The following is a 25,984-nucleotide window of genomic DNA, read 5'->3' as shown; positions in this document are numbered from 1 at the left end:
CCGGGCCGGAGCGACATGGCGTGCTCCGGCCCGGCTCTACGGCACCCGCACGGCCGTACGCGACACACTCTGGCGCGGTCGCGTATCGGCGCCGCTTCGGCCGCGTTGCCCGCGTGTAAAGACCCGTCAGGTCCCTACTCCGTCGGCACGACGTGCTTCTCTTCCGCGAAGTGGCAGGCCGACGGGTGGCTCGCCGGGGTGTCGCCGCCCTTGAAGACCTCGGGCACTGCCAGCAGCGGCACCTCGTCCACGCACTTCTGCTGCGCCTTCCAGCAGCGCGTGCGGAAGCGGCAGCCGGAGGGCGGGTTGGCCGGCGAGGGCACGTCACCGGCGAGCAGGATGCGCTCGCGGCCCTCGCGCGCCTCCGGGTCGGGCACCGGCACCGCGGACAGCAGCGCCTGCGTGTAGGGGTGCGTCGGGTGGTCGTAGATCTCCGCGTCCGAGCCGATCTCGACGATGCGGCCCAGGTACATCACGCCGACCCGGTCGGAGATGTGCCGCACGATCGACAGGTCGTGGGCGATGAAGACGTAACTGAGGTCGAACTCGTTCTGGAGCCGGTCCAGGAGGTTGACCACCTGCGCCTGCACCGACACGTCGAGCGCGGACACCGGCTCGTCCGCGACGATGATCTCGGGGCGCAGCGCGAGCCCGCGCGCGATGCCGATGCGCTGGCGCTGGCCGCCGGAGAACTGGTGCGGGTAGCGGTTGATGTACTCGGGGTTGAGCCCGACGACGTCGAGGAGGTCCTGGACCTTCTTCCTGCGGTCGCCCTTCGGGGCCACCTCGGGGTGGATCTCGTACGGCTCCCCGATGATGTCGCCGACGGTCATCCGGGGGTTCAGGGACGTGTACGGGTCCTGGAAGACCATCTGGATGTTGCGGCGGACCGCCTTCAGGGCGCGCCCCGACAGCGTGGTGATGTCCTCGCCCTTGTACGTGATGACGCCGGCCGTGGGGCGCTCCAGGTTCACCAGCATCTTCGCGACGGTCGACTTGCCGCAGCCGGACTCCCCCACGATGCCGAGCGTCTCGCCCTGCCCCAGGTCGAAGTCCACCCCGTCGACGGCCTTCACCGAGCCGATCTGCTTCTTGACGAGGACGCCCTGGGTGAGCGGGTAGTGCTTGGTCAGGCCGCGGACCTGGAGGAGGGGTTCGTGTCCCGAGACCGAGCCGTTCTGCGCGTAGTCGTTCTCGGCCTGGGCCTTGTGGAGGAGGTGCTCGGCGATCCTGCCCTCGCGCTTCAGGTCGTCCTTGCTCACGTGCTTACCGTGTTGCGGCATCGAGCGTCTCCTTCCAGAAGTGGCAGGCGCTGCGACGGTCCTCGGATACGCGGGCGAGCGGCGGGACGTCCGTGCGGCACACGTCCTGCGCCATCGGGCAGCGCGGGTTGAAGGCGCAGCCGGGCGGGATGTTCATGAGGTTCGGCGGGAGCCCCTTGATGGCGAAGAGCTCCTGGCCCTTCTGGTCGAGGCGCGGGATCGATTCGAGCAGGCCCTTGGTGTACGGGTGGGCGGGCGCCTTGTAGATCTCGTGCACCGGCGCCTGCTCGACGATCCGGCCCGCGTACATGACGGCGATCTTGTCGGCGACGTCCGCGACGACGCCCAGGTCGTGGGTGATGAGGATGAGCCCCATGTTGAGCTCGCGCTGGAGTTCGGCGAGGAGGTCCATCACCTGGGCCTGCACGGTGACGTCGAGAGCGGTCGTCGGCTCGTCCGCGATGATCAGCGAGGGCTCCAGGGCGAGCGCCATCGCGATCATGATGCGCTGGCGCATGCCGCCGGAGAACTGGTGCGGGTACTGGCTCACCCGCTCCTTCGCGGCCGGGATGCGCACCCGGTCCATCAGCTCGACGGCCCTGGCCCGCGCGTCCTTCTTCGACATCCCCTTGTGGACGACGAACATCTCGCCGAGCTGCTCGCCCACGCTCAGGACGGGGTTCAGCGAGGACAGCGCGTCCTGGAAGATCATCGCCATCTCGGCGCCGCGGATCTTGCGCCGCTCCTCCTCCTTGAGCTTCAGGAGGTCCTGGCCCTTGAAGAGGATCTCGCCGCCGGCGATCCGGCCCGGCGGCATGTCGAGGATGCCCATCACGGCCTGCGCGGTGACGGACTTGCCGGATCCGGACTCGCCGAGGACGGCGAGCGTCTCGCCCTCGTCGACGGTGTAGTTGACGCCGTTGACCGCCTTGGCGACGCCGTCGCGCGTACGGAACTCGACGTGCAGGTCGCGTACTTCCAGCAGAGCCATGTGCGACTACCTCAGCTTGGGGTCGAGGGCGTCGCGCACCGCGTCGCCGAGCATGATGAACGCCAGGACCGTGAGGGCCAGCGCGCCCGCCGGGTACAGCAGCATGTGCGGGGCGTTGCGGATGTACGGGGCGGCGTTGGAGATGTCGATGCCCCAGGAGACCGCGGGCGGCTTGAGGCCGACGCCGAGGAACGAGAGCGTCGCCTCCAGGGCGATGTACGTACCGAGCGCGATGGTCGCGACGACGATCACCGGGGCGACGGCGTTCGGCAGGATGTGGCGCAACAGGATCCTGGAGTTGGAGGCGCCGAGGGTGCGCGCCGCGTGCACGTAGTCGTTCTCCTTGACGGTGATGACGGAGCCGCGGGCGATGCGGGAGATCTGCGGCCAGCCGAGCAGCACGATGAACCCGACCACCGGCCACACCGTAGTCGACGTGACCACCGACAGCAGGACCAGGCCTCCGAGGATGACGGGGATGCCGAAGAAGATGTCGGCGACGCGGGACAGCAGGGCGTCCGCCCACCGTCCGAAGAACCCGGCGAGCGCGCCGAGGATCCCGCCGAGGAGCGCCACCCCGGCCGTCGCGCACACGCCGACGGTGATCGAGGCCCGGGCCCCGTACACGGTGCGCGTGTAGACGTCGCAGCCCTGGGCGTCGTAGCCGAAGGGGTGTCCCGCGGTGGAGGTGTCCTGGCCGTGCGCGAGGTCGCAGTCGTTGGGGTCGCCGCTCGCGAGGAGCTGCGGCCAGATCGCGACGATCACCAGGAACAGGATGATGAGCGCCGAGACGATGAAGACCGGGTTGCGGCGCAGCGAGCGCCAGGCGTCCGACCACAGGGAGCGCGCGGGCCCCTCCGCGCCGCCGCCCTCGGGCGTGCCCGGCGTCAGCTGGGCCTCGACGGTGACCGGGGTGACGGGCTCAGGCATAGCGGATCCTCGGGTCAAGGACGGCGTAGAGCAGGTCGACGATGAGGTTGGCGAGCAGGAAGACGATCACCAGGACGGTCACGAAGCCGACCACCGTCGGCGAGGACTGGTGCAGGATGCCCTGGTAGAGCTGGTAGCCGACGCCGCGGATGTTGAAGATCCGCTCGGTCACGATGGCCCCGCCCATCAGGGCGCCGATGTCGGTGCCGATGAAGGTGACCACCGGGATCAGCGAGTTGCGCAGCAGGTGCCGCCAGATGATGCGGCGCCGCGGCAGGCCCTTGGCGACGGCGGTGCGGACGTAGTCGGAGCGGGCGTTCTCGGCGACGGACGTGCGGGTCAGGCGGGTCACGTACGCGAGGGAGACCGAGGCGAGGACGAGGCCCGGCAGGATCAGCTCGCTCAGCGGCGCCTCGTACGCCACCGAGGGCTTGACGATCCCCCACTGCATGCCGAACAGGAGCTGGGCGACGAGGCCGGTCACGAACGTCGGCACGGAGATCACGACCAGGGTCAGGACGAGCACACCCGTGTCGATGGGCTTGCCGCGGCGCAGTCCTGTGATGACGCCGAGGCCGATGCCGATGACGATCTCGAAGACGATCGCCACGAACGTCAGCTTGATGGTGACGGGGTAGGCGCGCAGCATCAGGTCGGCGACGGAGTCCCCGTTGAAGGCGGTGCCGAAGTCGCCCTGGAAGATGTTGCCGAGGTAGATCAGGTACTGCTGCGCCAGCGGCTTGTCGAGGTGGAACTGCTCGCGCAGCGCCGCCTGGGTGGCCGGGTCGCAGGCCTTGTCGCCGCAGAGCGCCGCGGTCGGGTCGCCCATGACGTTGACCATGAGGAAGATCAGCAGCGTGGTGCCGATGAACACCGGGATCATCTGCAGCAGCCGTCGGATCACATAACGCCCCACGGCACCTCCCTCAGGTCACCCGAGCGGTCGCGGTTCTCAGTCACTGACGGTCATCTCCTCGAAGACCGGCACGCTGAAGGGGTTGAGCTTCACGTCGTGCACGCGGGTCCCGTAGACGGCGGTGCCGTTCTGGTACCAGAGCGGGATCGCCGGCAGCTGCTCGGCGAGGATCCGCTCGGAGTCCTGGAAGTCCTTGATCGCGCTCTTCGGGTCCGGGTCCGCGTTGGCCTTGTTGATCAGCGCGTCGAACCGCTTGTCGCTCCACTTGCCGTCGTTGCTGGGGGCGCCCGTGGTGTAGACGGGCTGCAGGAAGTTCTGGATCAGCGGGTAGTCCATCTGCCAGCCGCTGCGGAACGGGCCCGTGAACTTGCCGCTCTGGATCTGCGTACGGAAGTCGGCGAAGGTGCCCACCGGATTGCCGACGCAGGACTTCGAGTTGCCCATGACCCGGTTGATGCTGTTGCAGATGGCGTCGATCCACTGCTTGTGGTTGCCGGTGTCGGCGTTGTAGCTGAGGACGAGCTTGCCGTGCGGGAAGCCGCCGCCCTCGTCGATCAGCCGCTTGGCTTCCTTGGGGTTGTACTCGCAGCGGTCGCCGCAGATCTCCGGGTTGTAGCCGCCCTCCTCGCGGAGGACCGGGGACGTCCAGTCCTTCGCCGGGATCCGGGTCTTCTGGAAGATCTTGTCGGTGATCTGCTCGCGATTGATGGCGAGCGAGATGCCCCGGCGGACCTTGAGGGCGTCGGCGGTGGCCCACTCCTTGTCGTACATCGGGAACATCAGCGTCTGGATGATGCCGGCCGGGGTGTTGATGTACCGGTTGTCGATGTCCTTGTGGAGATTGCTGAGCTGCTCGGCGGGGACGGCGTCGGTCACGTCGAGCTGGCCGGCCACGACATCCGTGTACGCGGTGTTGTCGTCGGTGTAGACGAGCAGGTCGACGCCCTTGTTGCGGGGCTTGGTGCCGTTGTACTGGTCGTTGAGGCGCAGCTGCATGCGGCCGCCGCGCTCGTAGTTCGTGACCTCGTACGGACCGTTGCCGAAGGGCTTCTCCAGCCACGCGTCGTGGTCGGTGAAGAACTTCTTCGGCAGCGGGGAGAAGGCGGCGTAGCCGAGCATGTCCGGGAAGAGCGAGAACTTCTGATTGAGCTTGACCGTGAAGTGCGTGTCGTCGACGACCTTGAGCCCTGACAGCTTCTTCGCGGTGGGCTTCCCCTTGACGGGGTGGACCTTGTCGTAGCCGTCGATGTAGCCGAAGAAGTCGGCGCCGATCTGCGCGTTCGGCAGGTAGGCGGCGTAGTTCCAGGCGTCGACGAAGGACCGCGAGGTGACCTTCGTGCCGTCGGCGAACTTCCAGCCGTCCTTCAGCGTGACCTTGAAGTTCTGCGCGTCGTCGCTGGTGATCGACTTGGCGACGGCGTACTTGGGCTCGGCCGTCTCGGGGTCGTAGATCTTGAGTCCCCGGAAGATCATGTCGAGGACCTTGCCGCCGTTGACCTCGTTGGTGTTCGCGGGTTCCAGCGGGTTCTGCGGGTCGCCCCACTTCGCCCGCACGATGCCCGACTCGGTGGCCGTGGCACCGCAGGACGCGAGCCAGGGCACGCCCAACACCAGGGCGGCGGCCAGGGCGCCGGTACGCAGGCCGAGGCGCATCAAAGTCCTCCAGAGGCGGTACGGGGACGAGCCTTGCGCCTATTGGAACCGTGAAGGACCGGATACGCCTGTTGTGTCACCCATCTGAGGGCAAGGGGGACGACGGCCCCTGGCCCCGACATGCCGCTGCCCGGCGCCGGTGCGAACACCGGGCCGGGCAGCGGAAGAAGCCGGGGGTCAGGACTTGTCGTCGTCCTCCAGGGCCGCGAGGGCCGGGTCGAGGACGATGTCCTCGGCACGCGCCTCGATGCTCGGGTCCTCCGGGAAGTGGCAGGCCGTGAGGTGGCCCGACTCGCTGCCCCCGAGCTGGACCAGCGGGGGCTCCTCCGTGGCGCACTTGTCCTGCGCCTTCCAGCACCGCGTGCGGAACCGGCAGCCGGACGGCGGCATGATCGGGGAGGGCACGTCGCCCTCCAGGCGGATCCGCTCCCGCTTGTCGGCGTCGAGGTCCGCGTCCGGCACGGCCGACATCAGCGCGTGCGTGTACGGGTGCCGCGGCCGGTTGTAGAGCGAGTCGCGGTCCGCGATCTCCATGATCTTGCCGAGGTACATCACGGCGACCCGCTGCGAGAAGTGCCGCACGATGGCCAGGTCGTGGGCGATGAAGACGAACGCGATGCCCATCTCCCGCTGAACCTCCTGCAGAAGGTTCACCACCTGCGCCTGGATCGACACGTCGAGCGCCGAGACCGGCTCGTCCGCCACGATCAGCTTCGGCTCGAGGGCCACCGCGCGGGCGACGCCGATGCGCTGGCGCTGACCGCCGGAGAACTCGTGCGGGAAGCGGTTGTAGTGCTCCGGGTTCAGGCCCACGATCTCCAGGAGCTCGCGCACCCGGTTCTCCCGGCCGCCGGGCGGGTTGATCCCGTTGATCTCCATCGGGCCCGCGATGATCGAGCCGACCGTCTGCCTCGGGTTCAGCGAGGCGTACGGGTCCTGGAAGATCATCTGGATCTCGGACCTGATCGGCGCCAGCTGCTTGCGGCTCGCGTGGCTGATGTCCTGGCCCTTGTACGTGATCGTGCCCTGCGTGGGCTCGTACAGGCGGGTCAGGAGGCGGCCCGTGGTCGACTTGCCGCAGCCGGACTCGCCGACCAGGCCCAGGCTCTCGCCCGCGTGGACCTCGAAGTCCACGCCGTCGACGGCCTTGACCGCGCCGACGGTGCGGCGGATCGGGAAGCCGCCCTTGATCGGGAAGTGCTTCTGCAGTCCCTGGACCTGGAGCAGCGGCTCGGTGTCGCGGTCGCGCTGGCCGGGGATCGCGTCGGCGACCGCCGTGGTGGTGTTGCTCTTGTTGTCGCTCATGGTCATGCCCCAGTCGCCGGTCTCTGCTCAGCCCAGCCGGGGCTGAATCGTCTCGATGAACACCTGCTGCTTCTGGTCCGCCGTCAGGTGGCAGGCGGAACCGCGCCCCGCCGGGAGGGCCGGACGCTCGCCCGAGCAGCGCTCGCCGGACACCTTGTCGGTGAAGGCGCAGCGCGGGTGGAACGGGCAGCCCGAGGGCGGGTTGAGCAGCGACGGCGGCGATCCGGGGATCGGCAGCAGCGGCTCGTCGATGTCCGAGGTCAGCCGCGGCATCGAGCCCAGCAGGCCCCAGGTGTAGGGGTGCTGGGGCTGCTTGAGCACCTCGCGCACGCTGCCCCGCTCGACGGCCCGGCCCGCGTACATGACGAGCAGGTCGTCGGCCATGTTCGCGACGACGCCCAGGTCGTGGGTGATCATGATGATCGCGGAGCCGAACTCCTGCTGCAGGTCCTTGAGCAGGTCGAGGATCTGCGCCTGGACCGTCACGTCGAGGGCCGTGGTCGGCTCGTCGGCGATGAGCAGTTCGGGGTTGCAGGCCAGCGACATGGCGATCATGGCGCGCTGGCGCATACCGCCGGAGAACTGGTGCGGGTAGTCGTCGACGCGCTGCTTGGGCTGCGGGATGCCGACCTTCTCCAGCATCTCGATGGCCCGGTCCCGGCCCTCCTTCTTGGAGGCGCCGGTGTGCTTGCGGAACGGCTCGGCGATCTGCCGGCCCACCGTGTAGTACGGCGAGAGCGCGGTCAGCGAGTCCTGGAAGATCATCGCCATCTTGTTGCCGCGGAGCTTCTCCATCTCCAGCTCCGTGGCGGTGAGGAGCTCCTTGCCGTCGAGGAGGATCTCGCCGTCGATGGTGGTGTTCTTCTTGGGGTGCAGGCCGAGCACGGTCAGGTTGGTGACCGACTTGCCGGAGCCGGACTCGCCGACGATGCCGAGCGTCTTGCCGCGCTCGAGGTCGAAGGAGAGGCCGTCCACCGCCTTGACGGCGCCGTCCTCTGTGGAGAACTGCACCCGCAGGTCGCGTACCGACAAGAACGCGTCGGAACCGGTCGGGGCCGGGGCGTCCTCGGGCTTGGTGAGTGTGGTCACGGGAGTTCTCCTAGGACAGCCGCACGCGCGGGTCGATCACGGCGTACAGGGCGTCCACGACGACATTGCAGATGATGATGAAGGCGGCGCTGACGATCATGACGCCCATGAGGACGGGCAGGTCCTTCCCGGTGACCGACGTGATCGCCAGTCGGCCCATCCCCGAGAGGTTGAAGGTCAGTTCGGTGACCATGCCGCCGCTGAGCAGCGAGGCGATGTCCATGCCGAGGATGGTGATGATCGGGATGAGCGAGCCGCGCCAGGCGTACCGGAAGAACACGAAGCGACTGCTCATGCCCTTGGCCTTGGCGGCCCTGACGTGCTCCTCCTGGAGCTGCTCGATCATCGAGGAGCGCGCCATGCGCGTGTAGTTGGCGGTGAAGATCGTCGCCATCACGATCCAGGGGATCAGCAGGCCCATGAACCAGGACGCCGGGTTCTCCCAGAACGACACGTACTTGGGCGCCTTCAGCCAGCCGGTGCTGTAGACGAAGATGCCCATCACGATCGGGCCGAGCAGGTAGATCTGGAACGAGCTGGTCACCAGGGAGGCGCCGGAGAAGAGCTTGTCGATCCAGGTGCCGCGGAAGCGGGCGGCGAGCAGACCGGCGCCCAGACCGGCGGTGAGGAAGACGACCAGGCCGCCGAGCATCAGCGAGAGGGTCAGCGGGAGACGGTCCATCATCGTGTCCCAGACCATCTGGTTGTTCCGGAACGAGACGCCGAAGCACGGGGCGTCGCAGTGGCCCACCGCGAAGTCACGGCCGACGAAGATCCCCTTGAGGAACTCCCAGTACTGCACCGGAATCGGCTGATCGAGCCCCAGGTTCTTGTGAATGATCGCCAGCGCGTCCGGGGTGCAGTTCTTGCCGCACGCGAGCGTCGCCGGGTCCTGTGGGATGGCGAAGTACATGAAGAACGTGAAGGCGCTGATCAGCAGAAGGATGAGTGCTGCGCCAGACGTCCGGCGTATGAGAAATCGAAGCATGGCAGAAAGCTGCTCTCAGGACGGTGGCGGTGGGAGACCAGGAGGGGATGTGCGGCGGCCCGGGGGCGAGGGCTCCGCCGCGCCCTCACCCCCGGGAACTGCCTTGTGCGAACTACTTCTTGAGGAAGATCCGCGTCGGGTCGGTGTAGTTGGTCACCGACGAGTAGCGCAGACCGCCCACGTTGGAGCCGGCGATCTGGAAGATCTTCGTGTAGTAGATCGGGGCGGCCGGGTTGATCTTCTCCGAGATGTACTTGGAGAGCTTCGCGTACTCCTTGGCGCGCTCGGCCGCGTCCGCGATCTTCTGGATGCGGGCGCTCTCGGCGTTCACGTGCTTGTCGTTGACGTGGGAGTAGTTGGAGGCGCCGTCCTGGATGTTGGCACCGTCGTACGACGGCGGGAAGACGGTGTTGCCGTCGGCCCAGTCCTGGCCCCAGCCGGTCATGTACAGGTCCATGCCGTTCTTGACCTTGCCCATCTGCTCGTACCAGGTGGCTTGGTCAACTTCCTTCTTCTGGATGTCGAGCCCGATCTTCTCCAGGTTGTTGATGATCAGGTTCGCCTGCGTGACGCGGACATCGACGTTGGCGTAGGCGTAGACGAGCTTCTTGCCCTTGGCGCCGGCCTCGTCGATCAGCTTCTTCGCCGCGGCGATGTCACCGTTCGGCTTCTTGGCGCGGTTGAACGGGTCGAGCTTCTCGTCGTAGCCCGGAGTGGAGGGCGACGTCAGCGAGTTGGCGGGGTCACCGCCGTAGGCACCGCCGTCGGCGTGGCCGGCCGCGGTGGCCGGGATCGCCAGGGCGATGGCATCGCGGATCTTCTTGTCCTTGATGCGGTCCATGTTCATGTTCAGCTGCCACACGTACGGGCCGTAGCCCTGCACCGTGCGCTTCATGACCTTCTTGTCGGTCGTGATCTTCTGCAGCTGGGTGGCGTCGATCTGGCCGGAGAACATGACGGCGTTCTTGGCCTCTCCGCGGTCGGCCAGGATCGTCTTGGTCTGGTCGGCCTTGGAGACGTTGTAGTCGATGTTGAACCCGTCCACGTAGTTGTGGCGCATCGGGTCCGTCTTCTCGTCCCACTTGTCGTTGCGGACGAGCTTGAGGCTCTTGCCCGGCTTGTAGGCCGAGATCTTGTACGGGCCGGTGGCGACCGGCTTCTGGTCGTACTTCTGCTTGGTGTCCGTCTTCTCGGGCACGACCGAGTACGCCGCCATGGCCAGGGCCTGCGGGACGTCGGTGTGGGCTTCCTTGAAGTGGAAGACGATGGTCTTGTCGTCCGGGGTGTCCAGGACCGACTTCGGCAGGTGCTTGCCCTCGTACGGGCCCTTGTACGCCTTGCGGTACGAGGTGCCGGAGCCGGACAGCCACTGCTGGATGTACGTCGGACCGTCCGTCAGGAACGAGGAGTACAGGCGCTCGATGGAGTGCCGGATGTCGGCCGACGTGATGGTGTGGCCGTTCTCGTCCTTGACCCCGTCCTTCAGCTCGAAGGTCCAGGTCTTGCCGCCGTCCGAGGACTTGCCCGCGTCCTTGGCGAGGTCACCGACGACCGTCTGGGTGCCCTTGTCGTCCTCGGTGTACGTGGTCAGGCCACGGTAGAGGAGCTTGGAGAGCAGACCGGCGTCGGAGACGTATATCTGCCCCGGGTCGAGGTGCGAGAAGTCGGTCTCCTGGTAGACCTGGACCGTGCCGCCCTTCTTGGCGCCCGGGACCGCCTTGGCGGGGCCGACCGACTGCTGCGCGGTGCCCATGATGACCGGCTTGGCCTGGGCCTTCGCATCGGTCTTGGACTTGCCCACGGTCTTGTCGTTGTCGTTGCTGCCGCTGCTGCAGCCGGTCAGCGTGAGGGCGCCGACAGCGGCGGCGACGATCGTCGCCTGCGCCGTGCGCGAACGAAGGATGCTCATGGAGTTGAATCCACCTGCCTGTGAGTAGTGATCCTTGTGTGCTGCCTGACGCATCCGGCTGTGTCGGTCCGGCGCCCGGGTGGCAGCGACCCTCGGTGAGGCCTTGTCAGCGTCCGGTCTTGGGATCGAACGCGTCCCGGACCGAGTCACCGAAGAGGTTGAACGCCACGAAGAAGACGACCATGGCGACACCCGGGAAGTACAAGTAGGTCGGGTCCACCTCGTAGATCTTCGCCGCCGTCGCGAACATCAGGCCCCAGTCGGGCGTGGGGTCCTGGTAGCCGACACCGACGAAGGAGAGGAAGGCGACCGAGAGGATGGTGCTGGGAAGCAGGTAGGTGCCCTGCACGATGATCGGCGTCACCAGGTTGGGCAGCAGTTCCTTGCGGATGATCCGCCAGGGCGAGGCGCCGGCGACCTTGGCCGCCTCGACGAACTCCCGCTCGCGCAGCGACAGCGTCACCGCGCGCACCAGGCGGGCCAGGGTCATCCAGGTGAGCAGCCACATGATGCCGGTGATGGCGAGGAACCGGACGTAGACCGGCGTCTCCTCGTCGGGGGCCACGAAGACGGTGACGATGACGGGCATGGCCGCGACCATGAACAGCTGGTTGGGCAGCGCCATCATGAAGTCGGTGAGCCGGCCGAGCCAGTAGTCGATCTTGCCGCCGAAGTAGCCGCCCAGAAGGCCGAGCACGACGCCGAGGATCACCATGCCGATGGTCGCGCACAGCGCGGTGTAGAGCGACGTCCGCATGCCGTAGAGGAGATACGCGAAGACGTCGCGCCCGTAGTTCGGGTCGATGCCGAACCAGTGCTCGGGCGACATGCCGCCGTTGGGCCCTGCCGGCAGGTTGAACTCGTTGAGGAGCGTGGGGTCGTCCTGGCCGTAGAAGGTGTACGGGTCCTTGCCGTACAGGCTGCAGATGACCGGGGCGAGCGCGGCTATCGCGAAGAAGGCGATGACGATCCAGGCGGATATGACACCCGTCCTGTCCCGCTTGAAGCGCCGCCACATCAACTGACCGGGGCTGCGCCCCTCGAGCTTCTTGGGCTCCTTCGCGTCGCCCTGCGGCGCGCTCTCCTTGTCCAAGGCGGAAGAGGTCTCGGCGCCCTCAATCTCGATTGGACTTGTCATGATTCGTCCGTTTCACAGGTATCGGAGGCCATCGGAGGCGGAAGCAATCCGGCGGCCGTCGCACGGCGTACGTCACTCGAAGCGCGCGAGAAGGACCAACGACTGGGGTGAGGCCCACCCCTGAGGAACTGTCAAAAACCGTCGCAGCGTCGGATCGCCACCTCGACCGCCTCCTCATGAGTCCACTTCGTTCACTGCAAGTGGAGGCAGAAGACCGTCACCCCGTCGACACCCCTGACGGCGAAGTTGACGCTGCCTCAGTGCGCTCGCGAGTCGCCGCCCCCCTTAGCGCGTGACCCATTGACCCGAGCTCTACGCGGACCACTATTAGCCACAGTCGCTGTCGCGACCACACTCTTTTGGTCTCGGTTCGATCACACCTGATGCGTACTTCTCCCAAAATCCGGACAAACAGATCCGAGATAGAGGGTCACGAAACGGACGTGTTACATATCTATCGACCATCCACGTCCGGATTCCGGACTCGGGAATGGACTTAATCACTTGCGCTCGCCCGGTTCTTGACCCTCTGTTGGGAGACAGAACGACCGCGGGCGTCACTGCGCGTAGACCGCGTGAAGACTAGCGGCAACGCAAAGGGCCCGGCACCCCCCGAAGGGGTACCGGGCCCAACTGCCGTCAGGTCAGCTGTGCTTGGCGCGCGAGGCGCTGCGGCCGCGCTCCTTCTGGTCCAGGACGACCTTGCGGATGCGAACGGCCTCCGGGGTCACCTCGACGCACTCGTCGTCGCGGCAGAACTCCAGGGACTGCTCCAGGGAGAGCTTGCGGGCCGGGACCACGTTCTCCGTGGAGTCCGCGGACGCGGCGCGCATGTTGGTGAGCTTCTTCTCCTTGGTGATGTTCACGTCCATGTCGTCGGCGCGCGAGTTCTCACCGACGATCATGCCCTCGTACACCTCGGTGCCGGGCTCGGTGAACAGCACACCGCGCTCCTGGAGGTTGATCATCGCGAAGGGGGTGACCGAGCCGGCACGGTCGGCGACCAGCGAACCGTTGTTACGGGTCTGCAGGGTGCCGAACCACGGCTCGTGGCCCTCGTGGATGGAGTGCGCGATACCCGTACCGCGGGTGTTCGTCAGGAACTCCGTACGGAAGCCGATGAGGCCGCGCGACGGGACGACGAACTCCATGCGGACCCAGCCGGAGCCGTGGTTCGACATGTTGTCCATGCGGCCCTTGCGGACGCCCATGAGCTGCGTGACGGCGCCCATGTGCTCCTCGGGGACGTCCACCGTCATGCGCTCGACCGGCTCGTGCGTCTTGCCGTCGATCTCCTTGGTGACGACCTGCGGCTTGCCGATCGTCAGCTCGAAGCCCTCACGGCGCATCTGCTCGACGAGGATGGCGAGCGCCAGCTCACCGCGGCCCTGCACCTCCCAGGCGTCGGGGCGCTCGGTCTCCAGGACGCGCAGCGAGACGTTACCGATCAGCTCGCGCTCCAGGCGGTCCTTGACCTGGCGGGCGGTGACCTTGCGGTCCTTGACGCTGCTCTTCGCGTCGGCGCCCTTGCCGCCACCACCGCGGCCGACCAGCGGCGAGGTGTTCGTACCGATGGTCATGGAGATCGCGGGCTGGTCCACCGTGATCAGCGGCAGGGCGACCGGGTTCTCCGGGTCGGCCAGCGTCTCGCCGATCATGATGTCCGGGATACCGGCGACGGCGCAGATGTCACCGGGGCCCGCGACCTCGGCGGGCTTGCGGGTGAGCGCCTCGGTCATCAGCAGCTCGCTGATGCGGACGTTCTGGATCTCGCCGTCGCGCTTCATCCAGGCCACGGTCTGGCCCTTGCGCAGCTCGCCGCGCTCGACGCGGAGCAGCGCGATACGGCCGAGGAAGTTGTCGGCGTCCAGGTTGGTGACGTGCGCCTGGAGCGGGGCGTTCTCCTCGTACGTCGGAGCCGGGATGTGCTCCAGGATCGTCGTGAAGAACGGCTGGAGGTTCGTGGAGTCGGCCGGGACCGTGCCGTCCTCCGGCTTGGTCATCGAGGCGACGCCGTCACGGCCGCAGGCGTAGACGATCGGGAACTCGATCTGGTCCTCGTCCGCGTCGAGGTCGAGGAAGAGGTCGTACGTCTCGTTGACGACCTCGTCGATCCGCGCGTCGGGGCGGTCCGTCTTGTTGATGCACAGGATGACGGGGAGCCGCTGCTTGAGCGCCTTGCCCAGCACGAAGCGGGTCTGCGGGAGCGGGCCCTCGGACGCGTCGACGAGCAGGACGACACCGTCGACCATCGACAGGCCGCGCTCGACCTCGCCACCGAAGTCGGCGTGGCCGGGGGTGTCGATGATGTTGATCGTGATCGGGTCCTCGCCGGCCTTGGGGTGATACTTCACCGCCGTGTTCTTGGCGAGGATCGTGATGCCCTTCTCACGCTCCAGGTCGTTCGAGTCCATCACGCGATCGTCGACCGACTCCAGCTGGTGGGCGGCGAAGGCACCGGCCTGCTTCAGCATGCCGTCGACGATGGTGGTCTTGCCGTGGTCGACGTGAGCGACGATGGCGACGTTACGGATGTCGTGGCGCGTGGCCATAGTGAGGCGTACTCCTGGAGTGAGTGGTCGGCTGCGCGCTCATTGCTTTACGCGGGCCCTGCCGGGCTGGACATGCCACGGCCTCACCCCATGCTACGTGTCTTGGCGCCCTGCGGCTCAGCCGGGCCGGGCGGGCCGCTCCCCAAGTAGCGGCCCGCCCGAAGAAACCGCAGGTCAGCCTGCGTCCTGCGCAGGTGAGCCGCCGAGCTTGCCGCCCGGCTTCAGGAAGCCGATGTCCTCGTAGGAGGGCTCCTGGAAGCCGAACGCCCCGGCGTTCACCAGGTTCGCCTTCGCCGCCACCAGTTCGGGCCGCTGGTACAGCGGAATCGATCCTGCGGCGGCCCAGATGCGCTCGTCGGCCTGCCGGACGAGCGAGCGCTCCTTCTCCTGGTCGAGCTCCCCCACGGCCTGGTCGAAGAGCTGGTCGATGTGGTCGGTGCCGACCCGCGTGTAGTTCTGCTCGACCGTGAGCTCGCCGTCGGCGGCCGGGACCGGCTTGGCGTAGATCGGGCGGGCGTCGGTGGCCGGGTAGGCGGAGCCGGGCCACGAGTACAGCGCCATGTCGTAGTCGCCGGCCGCGATGTGGTCCTTGAAGTAGGTCTCGTCGTCGACCTTCGTGATGTCCGTGCGCACGCCGATCTTCTGCAGCATCGCCGAGATCCGGTCGGCGACGGACTGCAGCTGCTCGGCGTCGGGCCCGGAGGGCAGCACGAAGTTCAGGGTCAGCGGCTTGCCGTCCTTGACCATCTGCCCGGTGGCGGCGCCGGCCTTGGCACCGTCCTTGCCCCCGGCCTCGCCCGCGTCCTTCGCGGCGGCCTGCTGCGGAGCGGGGGTCCCCTTCGGGGCGTACGCGCCGGGGGCCGCGCCCTGCTTGGCGTCGCCCGCGTGCTTCCCCTCCCGCTCGGCGGAGCGCACCTTCGCGGCGTCGGCCTGGTGCAGGAGCGCGGAGTGCTGGGCGGCGGCGAGGGCGCCCGGACCGAGCAGCGGGGGCGCGGCGTCGCCGGGCTTGGCGTCGTCGGCGGGCTTCTGGTCGTCCTCGCCCATGATGTACGTGCCGTCGTCGGACTCGGCCGCGGCGCCCTGCGCCTTGCCGCCCGCCGTCTTGGGCTTCTCCGTCTGCCCCTCGATCGGGCCGCCGCGCACCCAGCCCGCCTCCGCGAGCAGCGCCTGCGCCTTGTCGGCGTCCTGCTTGCCGAGCGCGTCGCTGTTGTCGGCGTACGCGGCCTGCCCGGACAGGGCGAGGTGGCTGCCGACGGTCCTGGCCGGAAGCCCCAGCGGCTTGAGCACGCTCTGCGCGAGCTTGCCCCGGTCGAGGGCGCGGGCCACGGCCTGGCGCACCCGCTCGTCGGCGAGCGGGCCGGTCGAACCGTTCAGGGCGAGCTGCGTGTAGGCCGGTTCGAGGGACTTGCGGACGACGAAGCCGTTCAGGCCCGCCTGCTCCTTCGCGTACTTCTTGACGGCCTTGCGGGTCTTCGCGCGGGCCTCGAGCTCAGCCTCGGCGACCTCCCAGTCCTCGTTGTGCGCCCGCGCCCAGGAGCGCAGCGCGTCACCTGAGGTGACGCCGGAGCCTGGCCCGTGCGCGAGCGGTCCTGACGCGCCCTTGTCGCGGGCCGCGTACGCGATGCGCTCGGCGGCCTCCGGGTCGACGTCGGCGAGGTCGAGCTTGCCGGCGGCGAGCGCGGCGGGCCGCTTGTCTCGCGGCACTGCGGTGAGTTCCAGCTTCTCCAGCTTGGCGGGGCGGCCCCACCAGCGGGGGTTGCGCTCCAGCGTGACCTGCTTGCCGTCCCGGTCGAGCTCGTCGAGCGCGAAGGGGCCCGCGGTCACCTTGAGCTTGCCGCGCGCGCCCTCGTTGAAGGTGTCCGGGGTCCCCATGACGTCCTTGGGGTACAGCGGCGAGAACAGCGAGCGCCAGTCCGCGTACGGCTTGGCGAACGTGACCCTGACCTCCAGGTCGTTCTTGCCGCGCTCGACGTTCTCGATGCGGTTGTAGCCCGCGTTGTGGGCGGTCCAGTACGCGCTGTTCTTCCCCGACAGGGCGCGCCACTGCGCGGCGAAGTCCGCGGCGCCGATCTCCCGGCCGTCGCTCCACACCGCCTGCTGGTTCAGCTTGTACAGCACGACCTGCTTGGGCTCGGTCTTGATGACCTCGGCCTTCTCCAGGTAGTCGGGGTCGGCCTGCGGACGCCCCTCGGCGTCGAGCCGGAACATCGAGGGCAGCACGGCCCCGGTGACCCGGCTCGTGGCCGCGTCCGCGTCGGCCTGGAAGGCGTTGAGGGTCTGCGGCACGTCGTCGATCGCCCACCGCAGCGTGCCGCCGTCCTTGACCTGCGTGCGGGCGGCCGAGGCGACGTCGGGCGCGGCGGCGGGCCGACCCGATTCGTCGCTGGAGCCGCAGCCGGCGAGCGCGGTCACGGCGAGCGCGCCGCTCACGAGGAACGCGGCCGAGCGTGCGGCGGCTCCTGGGCGCCTTGGGACGTGGGGCATCACGGGTACCTCCGGGGCTGGCCGGTTTGTCTCGTTTGGCGGTATATGGAGCTGATCACATCTATCGGCCAACTGAAGTGGATGTGCGGAGGGGCGCCGTCCGACACGCCCGCAGACCGCCCGGAAGCCACCCGTGCGGCCCAAAGCAGCTCCACCCCGCCCCGCCCCGACGGCGTGAATTCGCGGGCACGCACCACGGCGTACACCGGCAATCCGCACGGATCCCTTCACAAACGGCAATGTGACGCGCGACACTCGCAGGCGCATGAGCAACTCCGCCGCACCAGCGGAAGTGAGGCCAAGTCATGTCCCTGCACGACGACTTGACGGCGGTTCAGCGCTGTGTCGACGAGCTCGCGCGCGCCGTCGGGCGCCTGCAGCCCCAGCTCGAGGGCGTCGCGGGAGGCCCGGATCTGCGCCGGGTCCGCGCCGACACCGCACATCTGCGCGAGAGCGTCGCCCTGCTGCGCGAGTCGGCCGCGAGCCCGGACGCGCCGCGCCGCCCCGATCTCGTGACGATCCCCGACGCCCCGTACGACAGCTCCCTGTGGACCGACTCGGACGACGAGGGGCTCGGCGCGCGGGACCGGCACGCGCCCTGATCCGCCCGACCCGTCCACGCCGCTCTGTCCGCACTCCCCCATCCCCCCGTCCCTGCGAGCGGAGGCTTCGTTGGCCACCGGCACGGAACCCACCAGTACCGAAGAACCCCATACGAAAGGCGGCACCGGCGTCCGAGGCCGGACGCGTGCCGCGATCGCCGCGCCCCATCTGCGCACGGACCGCTGGTGGCTGGCCCCGGCCGCGACCGCGGGCGGACTGCTCGCCTTCATCGTCTACTCGACGTGGCGGGCCTTCGCGAACGCCGACTACTACGCGGCCCCGTACGTTTCGCCGTTCTACTCGCCCTGCCTCGCGGACAACTGCGAACCGATGCGGCACGGCCCCAACTGGGAGATCTTCGGCAGCTGGTGGGGCCTGTCCCCCGCGCTGCTCATCCTGATCTTCCCGCTCGGCTTCCGGCTGACCTGCTACTACTACCGCAAGGCCTACTACCGCGGCTTCTGGGCCTCGCCGCCGGCCTGCGCGGTGGCGGAGCCGCACAAGAAGTACAGCGGCGAGACGAAGTTCCCGCTGATCCTGCAGAACATCCACCGCTACTTCTTCTACGCAGCCGTCCTCGTCGCCTGCATCCTGACGTACGACACCGTGCTGTCGTTCCGCGACGAGAAGTACGAGTGGGGCCACATGGGCCTCGGCACGCTCGTCTTCCTGCTGAACATCGCGCTGATCTGGGCCTACACGATCTCCTGCCACTCCTGCCGGCACATCGTCGGCGGCCGCCTCAAGCACTTCTCGAAGCATCCGGTGCGGTATCGGCTCTGGGGCTGGGTCGGGAAGCTGAACGCCCGTCACATGCTGCTCGCCTGGGCCTCGTTGGTGAGCGTGGCGCTCGCCGACTTCTACGTGTATCTGGTCGCGTCCGGTGCTTTCGATGATCCGAGGTTCTTCTGATGTCTGTAGTGCAGCGGCAGCAGTGGGATGTTGTCGTGGTGGGCGCCGGTGGCGCGGGGCTGCGGGCCGCGATCGAGGCGCGTGAACGGGGCGCTCGTACGGCGGTGATCTGCAAGTCGCTGTTCGGCAAGGCGCACACGGTGATGGCGGAGGGCGGCATCGCCGCCTCCATGGGCAATGTGAACTCCGGGGACAGCTGGCAGGTGCACTTCCGCGACACGATGCGCGGCGGCAAGTTCCTCAACCAGTGGCGGATGGCGGAGCTGCACGCACGCGAAGCCCCCGACCGCGTATGGGAGTTGGAGACCTGGGGCGCCCTGTTCGACCGGACGGGCGACGGACGGATCTCGCAGCGCAACTTCGGCGGGCACGAGTACCCGCGGCTCGCGCACGTCGGCGACCGGACCGGCCTGGAGCTGATCCGCACGCTCCAGCAGAAGATCGTCCAGCTCCAGCAGGAGGACTTCAAGGAGACCGGCGACTACGAGTCCCGCCTGAAGGTCTTCCAGGAGTGCACGGTCACCCGGGTCCTGAAGGACGAGGCGGGGGCGGTCTCCGGCACCTTCTGCTACGAGCGCGAGAGCGGACGCTTCTTCGTCATCGAGGCGCCCAGCGTGGTGCTCGCGACCGGCGGCATCGGCAAGTCCTTCAAGGTGACGTCGAACTCGTGGGAGTACACGGGCGACGGCCACGCGCTGGCCCTGTTGGCGGGCGCCCCACTGCTCAACATGGAGTTCGTCCAGTTCCACCCGACGGGCATGGTCTGGCCGCCCTCGGTGAAGGGGATCCTCGTCACGGAGTCGGTGCGCGGCGACGGCGGGGTGCTGCGCAATTCCGAGGGCAAGCGGTTCATGTTCGACTACGTGCCCGATGTCTTCAAGGAGAAGTACGCGCAGTCGGAGGAGGAGGGCGACCGCTGGTACGAGGACCCGGACCACAACCGCCGACCCCCTGAGCTGCTGCCGCGCGACGAGGTGGCGCGGGCCATCAACGCGGAGGTGAAGGCGGGCCGCGGCTCTCCGCACGGCGGCGTCTTCCTCGACGTGTCCACCCGCATGCCCGCCGACACGATCCGGCGCCGACTGCCGTCCATGTATCACCAGTTCAAGGAGCTGGCGGACGTCGACATCACGGCAGAGGCGATGGAGGTCGGGCCGACCTGCCACTACGTGATGGGCGGCATCGCGGTCGACTCGGACACGGCGGCGGCGCGCGGCGTACCCGGGCTCTACGCGGCCGGCGAGGTGGCCGGCGGTATGCACGGCTCCAACCGGCTCGGCGGCAATTCGCTCTCCGACCTGCTGGTCTTCGGCCGCCGGGCGGGGCTGCACGCGGCGACGTACGCGGAGGCGCGCACGGCCCGTCCTGGGGTCGCGGACGAGCAGATCGACACGGCGGCGGCGGAGGCGCTGCGCCCCTTCTCGGCGGAGGGCCAGGAGGAGGGCGTCACACCCGAGAACCCGTACACCCTGCACCAGGAGCTGCAGCAGGCGATGAACGATCTCGTCGGGATCATCCGGCGGGAGGGCGAGATGGAGCAGGCGCTGCGCAAGCTCGCGGATCTGCGGGTGCGGGCGCGGCGGGCCGGGGTGGAGGGGCACCGGCAGTTCAACCCGGGCTGGCACCTCGCGCTCGACCTGCGGAACATGCTGCTGGTCAGCGAGTGCGTGGCGCGGGCCGCCCTCGAGCGCACGGAATCGCGCGGCGGGCACACCCGCGAGGACCATCCGGCGATGAACCGTGAGTGGCGGCGGGCGAATCTGCTCTGCCAACTCCGGGACCCCACCGGCGGTTTGGCGGCCACCGACCCGGTGCGCGGCCAGATCACCCTCACCCGCGAGACGACCGAACCGATCCGCCCCGACCTGCTCGCCCTGTTCGAGAAGGAGGAGCTGGTGAAGTACCTGGCCGAAGAGGAGCTTTTCGAGTGAGCAGCTACGAGGCGGCCTTCCGGGTGTGGCGGGGCGACGTCGGCGGTGGCGGCCTGGAGGACTTCAAGGTCGAGGTGAACGACGGCGAGGTGGTCCTCGACATCATCCACAGGCTGCAGGCGACGCAGGCCCCCGACCTGGCGGTCCGCTGGAACTGCAAGGCGGGCAAGTGCGGTTCGTGCTCGGCGGAGATCAACGGGCGGCCACGTCTGATGTGCATGACGCGCATGTCGGTGTTCGAACGCACCGACACGATCACGGTGACGCCGCTGCGCGCCTTCCCGGTGGTCCGCGACCTCGTCACCGACGTCGGCTTCAACTACCGCAAGGCCCGCGAGGTCCCGGCCTTCGTCCCGCCCGCCGGGGTGGGCCCCGGCGAGTACCGGATGATGCAGGAGGACGTCGACCGCTCGCAGGAGTTCCGCAAGTGCATCGAGTGCTTCCTGTGCCAGGACACCTGCCACGTCGTCCGTGACCACGAGGACAACAAGGCGGCCTTCGCGGGCCCCCGCTTCCTGATGCGCGTCGCGGAACTCGACATGCACCCCTTGGACGCGGCCGCCGAAACGGGCCTGGACCGCAAGACCACCGCCCAGGACGACCACGGCCTCGGCTACTGCAACATCACCAAGTGCTGCACCGAGGTCTGCCCCGAGGGCATCCACATCACGGACAACGCGCTGATCCCCTTGAAGGAACGCGCGGCGGACCGCAAGTACGACCCGGTGGTCTGGCTCGGCAACAAAATCCGCCGTCGCACTTAAAGCCCCTGCGGCGTTTGAGCAGCGGGGTCCGGGGCAGAGCCCCGAGACGTGTGCGAACGATGCCGCCATCACATGCCGAAGGGGCACCCCGTGCTCGGGGCGCCCCTTCAATGACTGGTCGACCGACGGAGTCAGTCCGTGCCGGATTCCATCGCCGCGCGGTCCAGCGCCTCGTCCTCCGCGGAGATCTCGCCGCGGGAGGCGATGGCCTGGGCGCCGCCTTCCGGCATGGTGCCGATCAGGCCCGTGACCGCGGCCTGGGCCGCGCCGGCGACCGGGCTGCCCTCGCCGAGGAGGCCGAGGCCCGCGTACTGCTCGAGCTTGCCGCGCGAGTCGGCGATGTCGAGGTTGCGCATGGTCAGCTGGCCGATCCGGTCGACCGGGCCGAACGCCGAGTCCTCGGTGCGCTCCATGGAGAGCTTGTCCGGGTGGTACGAGAACGCCGGGCCCGTCGTGTCGAGGATCGAGTAGTCCTCGCCGCGCCGCAGCCGCAGGGTGACCTCACCGGTGATCGCGGCGCCGACCCAGCGCTGCAGCGACTCCCGGATCATCAGGGCCTGCGGGTCCAGCCAGCGGCCCTCGTACATGAGGCGGCCGAGGCGCCGGCCCTCCGCGTGGTACTGGGCGACCGTGTCCTCGTTGTGGATCGCGTTCACCAGGCGCTCGTACGCGGCGAAGAGGAGGGCCATGCCCGGCGCCTCGTAGATGCCGCGGCTCTTGGCCTCGATGATCCGGTTCTCGATCTGGTCGGACATGCCCAGGCCGTGGCGGCCGCCGATCGCGTTCGCCTCCATCACGAGGTCGACGGCGGAGGCGAACTCCTTGCCGTTGATCGTGACCGGGCGGCCCTTCTCGAAGCCGATCGTGACGTCCTCGGTGGGGATCTCCACCGACGGGTCCCAGAACTTGACGCCCATGATCGGCTCGACCGTCTCAAGGGAGACGTTCAGGTGCTCGAGGGTCTTCGCCTCGTGCGTGGCACCCCAGATGTTGGCGTCCGTGGAGTACGCCTTCTCCGCCGAGTCCCGGTAGGGCAGGCCGTGCGCGACCAGCCACTCCGACATCTCCTGCCGGCCGCCGAGCTCGGTCACGAAGTCCGCGTCGAGCCACGGCTTGTAGATCCGCAGGTTCGGGTTGGCGAGCAGACCGTAGCGGTAGAACCGCTCGATGTCGTTGCCCTTGTACGTCGAGCCGTCGCCCCAGATCTGGACGTTGTCCTCCAGCATCGCCCGCACCAGGAGCGTGCCGGTGACCGCGCGGCCCAGCGGCGTCGTGTTGAAGTACGCGCGACCGCCGGAGCGGATGTGGAACGCACCGCAGGTCAGCGCGGCAAGGCCCTCCTCGACAAGGGCGGCCTTGCAGTCGACGGCACGCGCGATCTCGGCGCCGTACGCCTTCGCTCGGCTGGGCACGCCGTCGATGTCGGGCTCGTCGTACTGGCCGATGTCGGCGGTGTACGTGCACGGGACGGCGCCCTTGTCACGCATCCACGCGACGGCGACCGACGTGTCGAGGCCGCCCGAGAAGGCGATGCCGACGCGCTCGCCGGCCGGGAGGGAGGTGAGGACCTTGGACATAGGAAGAGTATGCATGAGAATGCATGACCATGCAACGGGGGTCGGAGGGATGTGCTCCGCGTCACCACGAGGACCGGCCGTACAGCCGCTCAGAACAGGCTGAGCAGCGCCTCCGTCGGATCCGCCATGCCCGTCTCCCCGTCCGGCAGCGGCAGCTCGAACCAGACCGTCTTCCCGCGCGGCGTCCGGCGCGAGCCCCATGCCGCGCTCAGCAGCCCGACGAGCTGAAGACCGCGACCGCCCTCGTCCGTGTCCCGCGCCCTGCGGCGGCGCGGCTGCACGAGGCCCGCGTCCCACACCTCGCACACCAGCGTCCGGTCGAGGAGGAGGCGGAGCCTGATGTCCCCCTCGCCGTACCGCAGCGCATTGGTGACCAGCTCGCTGACCAGCAGCTCCGACGTGTCGACGAGGCTCTCCATGTCCCAGCTCAGCAGCTGTGCCCGCGCGTACTCGCGCGCCTTGCCCACCGACTTCGGCTCGCGCGGCAGCGTCCAGTCGCCGACGTTCCCGCTCGGCAGCCCCTGCACCCGGGCCATGAGGAGCGCGATGTCGTCCTCGCCGTGATGGGTGTCGAGGGTGTTGAGGACGTGGTCGCAGACGTCCTCCAAAGCCGGGGACGGGTCGTCCAGCGCGTTGCGGAAGGCCGAGAGGCCCTCGTCGAGCGGATGGTCGCGGGACTCCACCAGGCCGTCCGTGTAGAGGGCGAGCAGCGAGCCCTCCGGCAGCTCGACCTCCACCTCCTCGAACGGCTCGCCGCCGACGCCGAGCGGCATCCCCGGCGGCACGTCGAGCATGAGCGCGCCCTCGCCGGGCTCGACGAGGACCGGCGGCAGATGGCCCGCGTTGGCGAACGTGCAGCGCCGGGTGACCGCGTCGTACACCGCGTAGACGCAGGTGGCGAGGTACACCTCGGAGAGGTCCTCGCCGCCGAAGGAGCGGGCGGTGCGGGCCTGGCGGGTGCCCTGCTGGGCGCCGCCGGGGGTGCCGAGTCCGCGGGCGATCTCGTCCAGCGCGCTCAGCACTTCGGCCGGTTCGAGGTCGAGCAGGGACAACGTCCGTACGGCGGTGCGCAGTTCGCCCATGGCGACGGCGGCGCGCAGGCCGCGGCCCATGACGTCGCCGACGACCAAAGCGGTGCGGTGGCCGGGGAGTTCGATGACGTCGAACCAGTCGCCGCCGACCTCGGTCGCGGCGTTGCCCGGCCGGTAGCGGCAGGCGATGTCGAGCCCGGCCGCCTCCGGGTCGTCCGGCGGGAGCAGGGAGCGCTGCAGGATCAGCGCGCGCTCGTGCTCGCGGCGGTACAGGCGCGCGTTGTCGATACAGACCGCGGCGCGCGCGGCCAGCTCCATGGCGAGCGCCCGGTCCCGCTCGGTGAACGGCTCGCTGCCCTTCGTGCGGGAGAACTGCACGAGCCCGACGACGGTGTCGTGCGCGACCATCGGCACGGCGAGCGTGGACTGCACGAGGCCGCGCTGCTCGGTGGGCAGCGTCTGCGGGCGCGCGGTGCGCAGCGCGTTCGCACAGGGCGAGTTGAACGAGAAGCGGTGCACCGCCCCTACGTTGACGGGGGCCTCGCCCCCCAGATCGAGGAACGGCACGTCGGCGACGGCGCTCGCGGCGGCCACCCTGCGCAGTTCGGCGCTGCCGTCGGCGAGGCCAGGCGGCGTCTCGTCGCCGGCGAGCAGACCCTGGTACAGGTCGACGGAGGCGAGGTCGCAGAAGCCGGGGACGACGACGTCGAGGAGTTCGCGGGCGGTCGTCTCCAGGTCGAGGGAGTTGCCGATGCGGGAGCCCGCCTCGTTCAGGAGCGCCAGGTTGCGGCGGGCGTGCGCGGCCTCGCGGGCGGCCGCGTGCCTGCGCGTGACGTCCGTGGCGAGTCCGGCGACGCCGATGGGGCGGCCCGAACCGCTGTGCACGCGGTACAGGTTGATGGACCAGTGCCGCCGCTCCGTGGACTCCGGTGCGGGGCCGACCAGTTGCATGTCGGTGACCGCGTCACCCGTCTCCAGGACCCGGCGCAGCGCGCCCTGCACGCGGTCCGCCTCGTGCCGCGGCAGGTAGTCGTGGACGGTGCGGCCGCGGTGGTCGTCGACGTGTCCGCCGAAGACCGAGGTCAGGGTGCGGTTGGTGCGCTGGACCTTGAGGTCGGTGCCGAACAGCAGGAAGCCGAAGGGAGATTGGCCGAAAATGGCCTGCGAGGCGGCGAGGTCGGTCTCGATGTGGCGCAGGGTCCGCACGTCGACGACGATGCACACCGCGGCCCGCTCGCCGGACTCGGTGGTCGTCGGCATCACATAGATCTCGGCGAGCCCGGTCGGCCCGGCGCCCGCCGCGGCCGGCGCCTCCGCATGCGGTTCCGCTTCCGATTCCCCTGAGCGCGCGGGCACCCGGAACGGGACGACGCCCGTCCACTCCTGCCCGTCCAGGATCTCCGCCATCTTGCGGTGCCCGCGCTCGCGCAGGTCCGCGGCGACGAAGGCCTCGATGGGGTCCTTGCCCACGGCCTCCTCGGCCGGGATCCCGAAGAGCTGCGCGGCCCGCCGGCTCCACTGGTCGATCGCGCCGTCGGAGCCGATGGAGAAGGAGGCGACCTTGATGTAGTCGTAGATCGAACCCGGCGGGCTCGCCTGCCAGAGGTCGGTCCGGCCGAAGGACTCATCGGGAAGGACCGAGGGGGCGCCCGCTTCCGGTTCCGGGATCGGTTCCGCCCGCTCCGTGCCCGCGGCATCAGGAGCGGCACCGCCCGGCGGCACCCGCTCCGCGCGCGGCGTCGAAGCCGCGCTCGCGGGGCCCTCGGGCGCCCTGCCCTTCGCTGGTATCTCGCTCACGCGAACCGTCCCCTCCAGCTCACCGCGTCCGGCACCGGTCACCGAGGCGGCTGCACGCAGTATCCAGCACTACGGAGCCGCGCAACACGGTGTTCACGATCACACCATGGTCCCGACGCTTTTTGGCCCGTCGGGACCGACTGTTTCCGTAC

At 68.9% G+C, this 25,984-nt stretch carries 18 protein-coding genes; 4 read left to right on the top strand and 14 right to left on the bottom strand.

The features are described 5' to 3' along the window. Positions 1 to 134 precede the first annotated feature (134 nt). The 12 genes from ACZ7L4_RS23330 to ACZ7L4_RS23275 all read right to left on the bottom strand — a co-directional run bounded on the left by ACZ7L4_RS23330 (position 135) and on the right by ACZ7L4_RS23275 (position 17,217). Positions 135 to 1,283, bottom strand: a complete 1,149-nt coding sequence (locus ACZ7L4_RS23330) for an ABC transporter ATP-binding protein (protein ID WP_472105175.1) — start codon at positions 1,281 to 1,283, stop codon at positions 135 to 137. Then, on the bottom strand, positions 1,267 to 2,253 hold the full coding sequence (locus tag ACZ7L4_RS23325; RefSeq protein ID WP_472105173.1) for an ABC transporter ATP-binding protein: 987 nt from the start codon (positions 2,251 to 2,253) through the stop codon (positions 1,267 to 1,269). The genes ACZ7L4_RS23330 and ACZ7L4_RS23325 overlap by 17 nt, the downstream gene beginning before the upstream one ends. A 6-nt stretch (positions 2,254 to 2,259) precedes the next feature. Then, positions 2,260 to 3,183, bottom strand: a complete 924-nt coding sequence (locus ACZ7L4_RS23320; RefSeq protein ID WP_422409488.1) for an ABC transporter permease — start codon at positions 3,181 to 3,183, stop codon at positions 2,260 to 2,262. Next, entirely contained in the window at positions 3,176 to 4,099 is a 924-nt protein-coding gene (locus tag ACZ7L4_RS23315; RefSeq protein ID WP_399237364.1) for an ABC transporter permease, read from the bottom strand. The genes ACZ7L4_RS23320 and ACZ7L4_RS23315 overlap by 8 nt, the downstream gene beginning before the upstream one ends. 36 nt (positions 4,100 to 4,135) lie before the next feature. Then, complete coding sequence (locus tag ACZ7L4_RS23310) at positions 4,136 to 5,752, bottom strand: peptide ABC transporter substrate-binding protein (protein ID WP_472105171.1); 1,617 nt, start codon at positions 5,750 to 5,752, stop codon at positions 4,136 to 4,138. 177 nt (positions 5,753 to 5,929) lie between these two features. Then, a complete protein-coding gene (locus tag ACZ7L4_RS23305) occupies positions 5,930 to 7,057 on the bottom strand; it encodes an ABC transporter ATP-binding protein (protein ID WP_450811068.1) in 1,128 nt (375 codons plus the stop codon). Between the two features lie 27 nt (positions 7,058 to 7,084). Beyond that, positions 7,085 to 8,146: an ABC transporter ATP-binding protein gene (locus tag ACZ7L4_RS23300; protein WP_422409484.1), complete on the bottom strand. Its 1,062-nt coding sequence runs from the start codon at positions 8,144 to 8,146 to the stop codon at positions 7,085 to 7,087. A 10-nt stretch (positions 8,147 to 8,156) separates the two neighbouring features. Then, complete coding sequence (locus ACZ7L4_RS23295; RefSeq protein WP_422409482.1) at positions 8,157 to 9,134, bottom strand: ABC transporter permease; 978 nt, start codon at positions 9,132 to 9,134, stop codon at positions 8,157 to 8,159. A 112-nt stretch (positions 9,135 to 9,246) separates the two neighbouring features. After that, a complete protein-coding gene (locus tag ACZ7L4_RS23290) occupies positions 9,247 to 11,043 on the bottom strand; it encodes an ABC transporter substrate-binding protein (protein ID WP_472105168.1) in 1,797 nt (598 codons plus the stop codon). Positions 11,044 to 11,149: 106 nt separating this feature from the next. Beyond that, positions 11,150 to 12,181, bottom strand: coding sequence for an ABC transporter permease (locus ACZ7L4_RS23285; RefSeq protein ID WP_472105166.1), 1,032 nt, complete (start codon positions 12,179 to 12,181; stop codon positions 11,150 to 11,152). A 644-nt stretch (positions 12,182 to 12,825) separates the two neighbouring features. After that, entirely contained in the window at positions 12,826 to 14,733 is a 1,908-nt protein-coding gene (gene typA, locus ACZ7L4_RS23280) for a translational GTPase TypA (protein WP_450811073.1), read from the bottom strand. Between the two features lie 174 nt (positions 14,734 to 14,907). Further along, the gene (locus ACZ7L4_RS23275; RefSeq protein WP_472105164.1) at positions 14,908 to 17,217 is read right to left on the bottom strand and encodes an ABC transporter family substrate-binding protein; all 2,310 of its coding nucleotides are present in this window, start codon (positions 17,215 to 17,217) and stop codon (positions 14,908 to 14,910) included. Positions 17,218 to 17,522: 305 nt separating this feature from the next. Here ACZ7L4_RS23275 and ACZ7L4_RS23270 point away from each other — a divergent pair, with 305 nt between their 5' ends. The 4 genes from ACZ7L4_RS23270 to ACZ7L4_RS23255 all read left to right on the top strand — a co-directional run bounded on the left by ACZ7L4_RS23270 (position 17,523) and on the right by ACZ7L4_RS23255 (position 21,427). After that, positions 17,523 to 17,819, top strand: a complete 297-nt coding sequence (locus ACZ7L4_RS23270; protein ID WP_472105162.1) for a hypothetical protein — start codon at positions 17,523 to 17,525, stop codon at positions 17,817 to 17,819. Positions 17,820 to 17,889: 70 nt separating this feature from the next. Beyond that, positions 17,890 to 18,732, top strand: a complete 843-nt coding sequence (locus ACZ7L4_RS23265; RefSeq protein WP_472105160.1) for a hypothetical protein — start codon at positions 17,890 to 17,892, stop codon at positions 18,730 to 18,732. Beyond that, positions 18,732 to 20,663, top strand: a complete 1,932-nt coding sequence (locus ACZ7L4_RS23260) for a fumarate reductase/succinate dehydrogenase flavoprotein subunit (protein ID WP_472105158.1) — start codon at positions 18,732 to 18,734, stop codon at positions 20,661 to 20,663. The genes ACZ7L4_RS23265 and ACZ7L4_RS23260 overlap by 1 nt, the downstream gene beginning before the upstream one ends. Continuing rightward, on the top strand, positions 20,660 to 21,427 hold the full coding sequence (locus tag ACZ7L4_RS23255; RefSeq protein ID WP_472105156.1) for a succinate dehydrogenase/fumarate reductase iron-sulfur subunit: 768 nt from the start codon (positions 20,660 to 20,662) through the stop codon (positions 21,425 to 21,427). Before ACZ7L4_RS23260 ends, ACZ7L4_RS23255 begins: the two co-directional genes overlap by 4 nt. Positions 21,428 to 21,558: 131 nt before the next feature. On the opposite strand, the gene argG is transcribed toward ACZ7L4_RS23255, so the two are convergent. Together argG and ACZ7L4_RS23245 are read right to left on the bottom strand one after the other, a co-directional pair. After that, positions 21,559 to 23,004 carry an argininosuccinate synthase gene (gene argG, locus ACZ7L4_RS23250; RefSeq protein ID WP_450811079.1) on the bottom strand — a complete coding sequence of 482 codons (1,446 nt, stop codon included), beginning with the start codon at positions 23,002 to 23,004 and terminating at the stop codon, positions 21,559 to 21,561. Between the two features lie 89 nt (positions 23,005 to 23,093). After that, the gene (locus ACZ7L4_RS23245; RefSeq protein ID WP_472105154.1) at positions 23,094 to 25,832 is read right to left on the bottom strand and encodes a SpoIIE family protein phosphatase; all 2,739 of its coding nucleotides are present in this window, start codon (positions 25,830 to 25,832) and stop codon (positions 23,094 to 23,096) included. Positions 25,833 to 25,984: the final 152 nt, after the last annotated feature.

This window comes from Streptomyces sp. NPDC107575, from assembly GCF_055657265.1.
This window is presented reverse-complemented; position numbering and strand designations above follow the sequence as displayed.

What these genes read in the sequence shown, in the direction of transcription:
- ACZ7L4_RS23275 (WP_472105164.1), bottom strand. Translation starts at nt 17,217, where the DNA reads ATGCCCCACGTCCCAAGGCGCCCAGGAGCCGCCGCACGCTCGGCCGCG.
- ACZ7L4_RS23295 (WP_422409482.1), bottom strand. Translation starts at nt 9,134, where the DNA reads ATGCTTCGATTTCTCATACGCCGGACGTCTGGCGCAGCACTCATCCTT.
- ACZ7L4_RS23320 (WP_422409488.1), bottom strand. Translation starts at nt 3,183, where the DNA reads ATGCCTGAGCCCGTCACCCCGGTCACCGTCGAGGCCCAGCTGACGCCG.
- ACZ7L4_RS23270 (WP_472105162.1), top strand. Translation starts at nt 17,523, where the DNA reads ATGTCCCTGCACGACGACTTGACGGCGGTTCAGCGCTGTGTCGACGAG.
- ACZ7L4_RS23290 (WP_472105168.1), bottom strand. Translation starts at nt 11,043, where the DNA reads ATGAGCATCCTTCGTTCGCGCACGGCGCAGGCGACGATCGTCGCCGCC.
- ACZ7L4_RS23260 (WP_472105158.1), top strand. Translation starts at nt 18,732, where the DNA reads ATGTCTGTAGTGCAGCGGCAGCAGTGGGATGTTGTCGTGGTGGGCGCC.
- argG (WP_450811079.1), bottom strand. Translation starts at nt 23,004, where the DNA reads ATGTCCAAGGTCCTCACCTCCCTCCCGGCCGGCGAGCGCGTCGGCATC.
- typA (WP_450811073.1), bottom strand. Translation starts at nt 14,733, where the DNA reads ATGGCCACGCGCCACGACATCCGTAACGTCGCCATCGTCGCTCACGTC.
- ACZ7L4_RS23325 (WP_472105173.1), bottom strand. Translation starts at nt 2,253, where the DNA reads ATGGCTCTGCTGGAAGTACGCGACCTGCACGTCGAGTTCCGTACGCGC.
- ACZ7L4_RS23330 (WP_472105175.1), bottom strand. Translation starts at nt 1,283, where the DNA reads ATGCCGCAACACGGTAAGCACGTGAGCAAGGACGACCTGAAGCGCGAG.
- ACZ7L4_RS23305 (WP_450811068.1), bottom strand. Translation starts at nt 7,057, where the DNA reads ATGAGCGACAACAAGAGCAACACCACCACGGCGGTCGCCGACGCGATC.
- ACZ7L4_RS23310 (WP_472105171.1), bottom strand. Translation starts at nt 5,752, where the DNA reads ATGCGCCTCGGCCTGCGTACCGGCGCCCTGGCCGCCGCCCTGGTGTTG.
- ACZ7L4_RS23285 (WP_472105166.1), bottom strand. Translation starts at nt 12,181, where the DNA reads ATGACAAGTCCAATCGAGATTGAGGGCGCCGAGACCTCTTCCGCCTTG.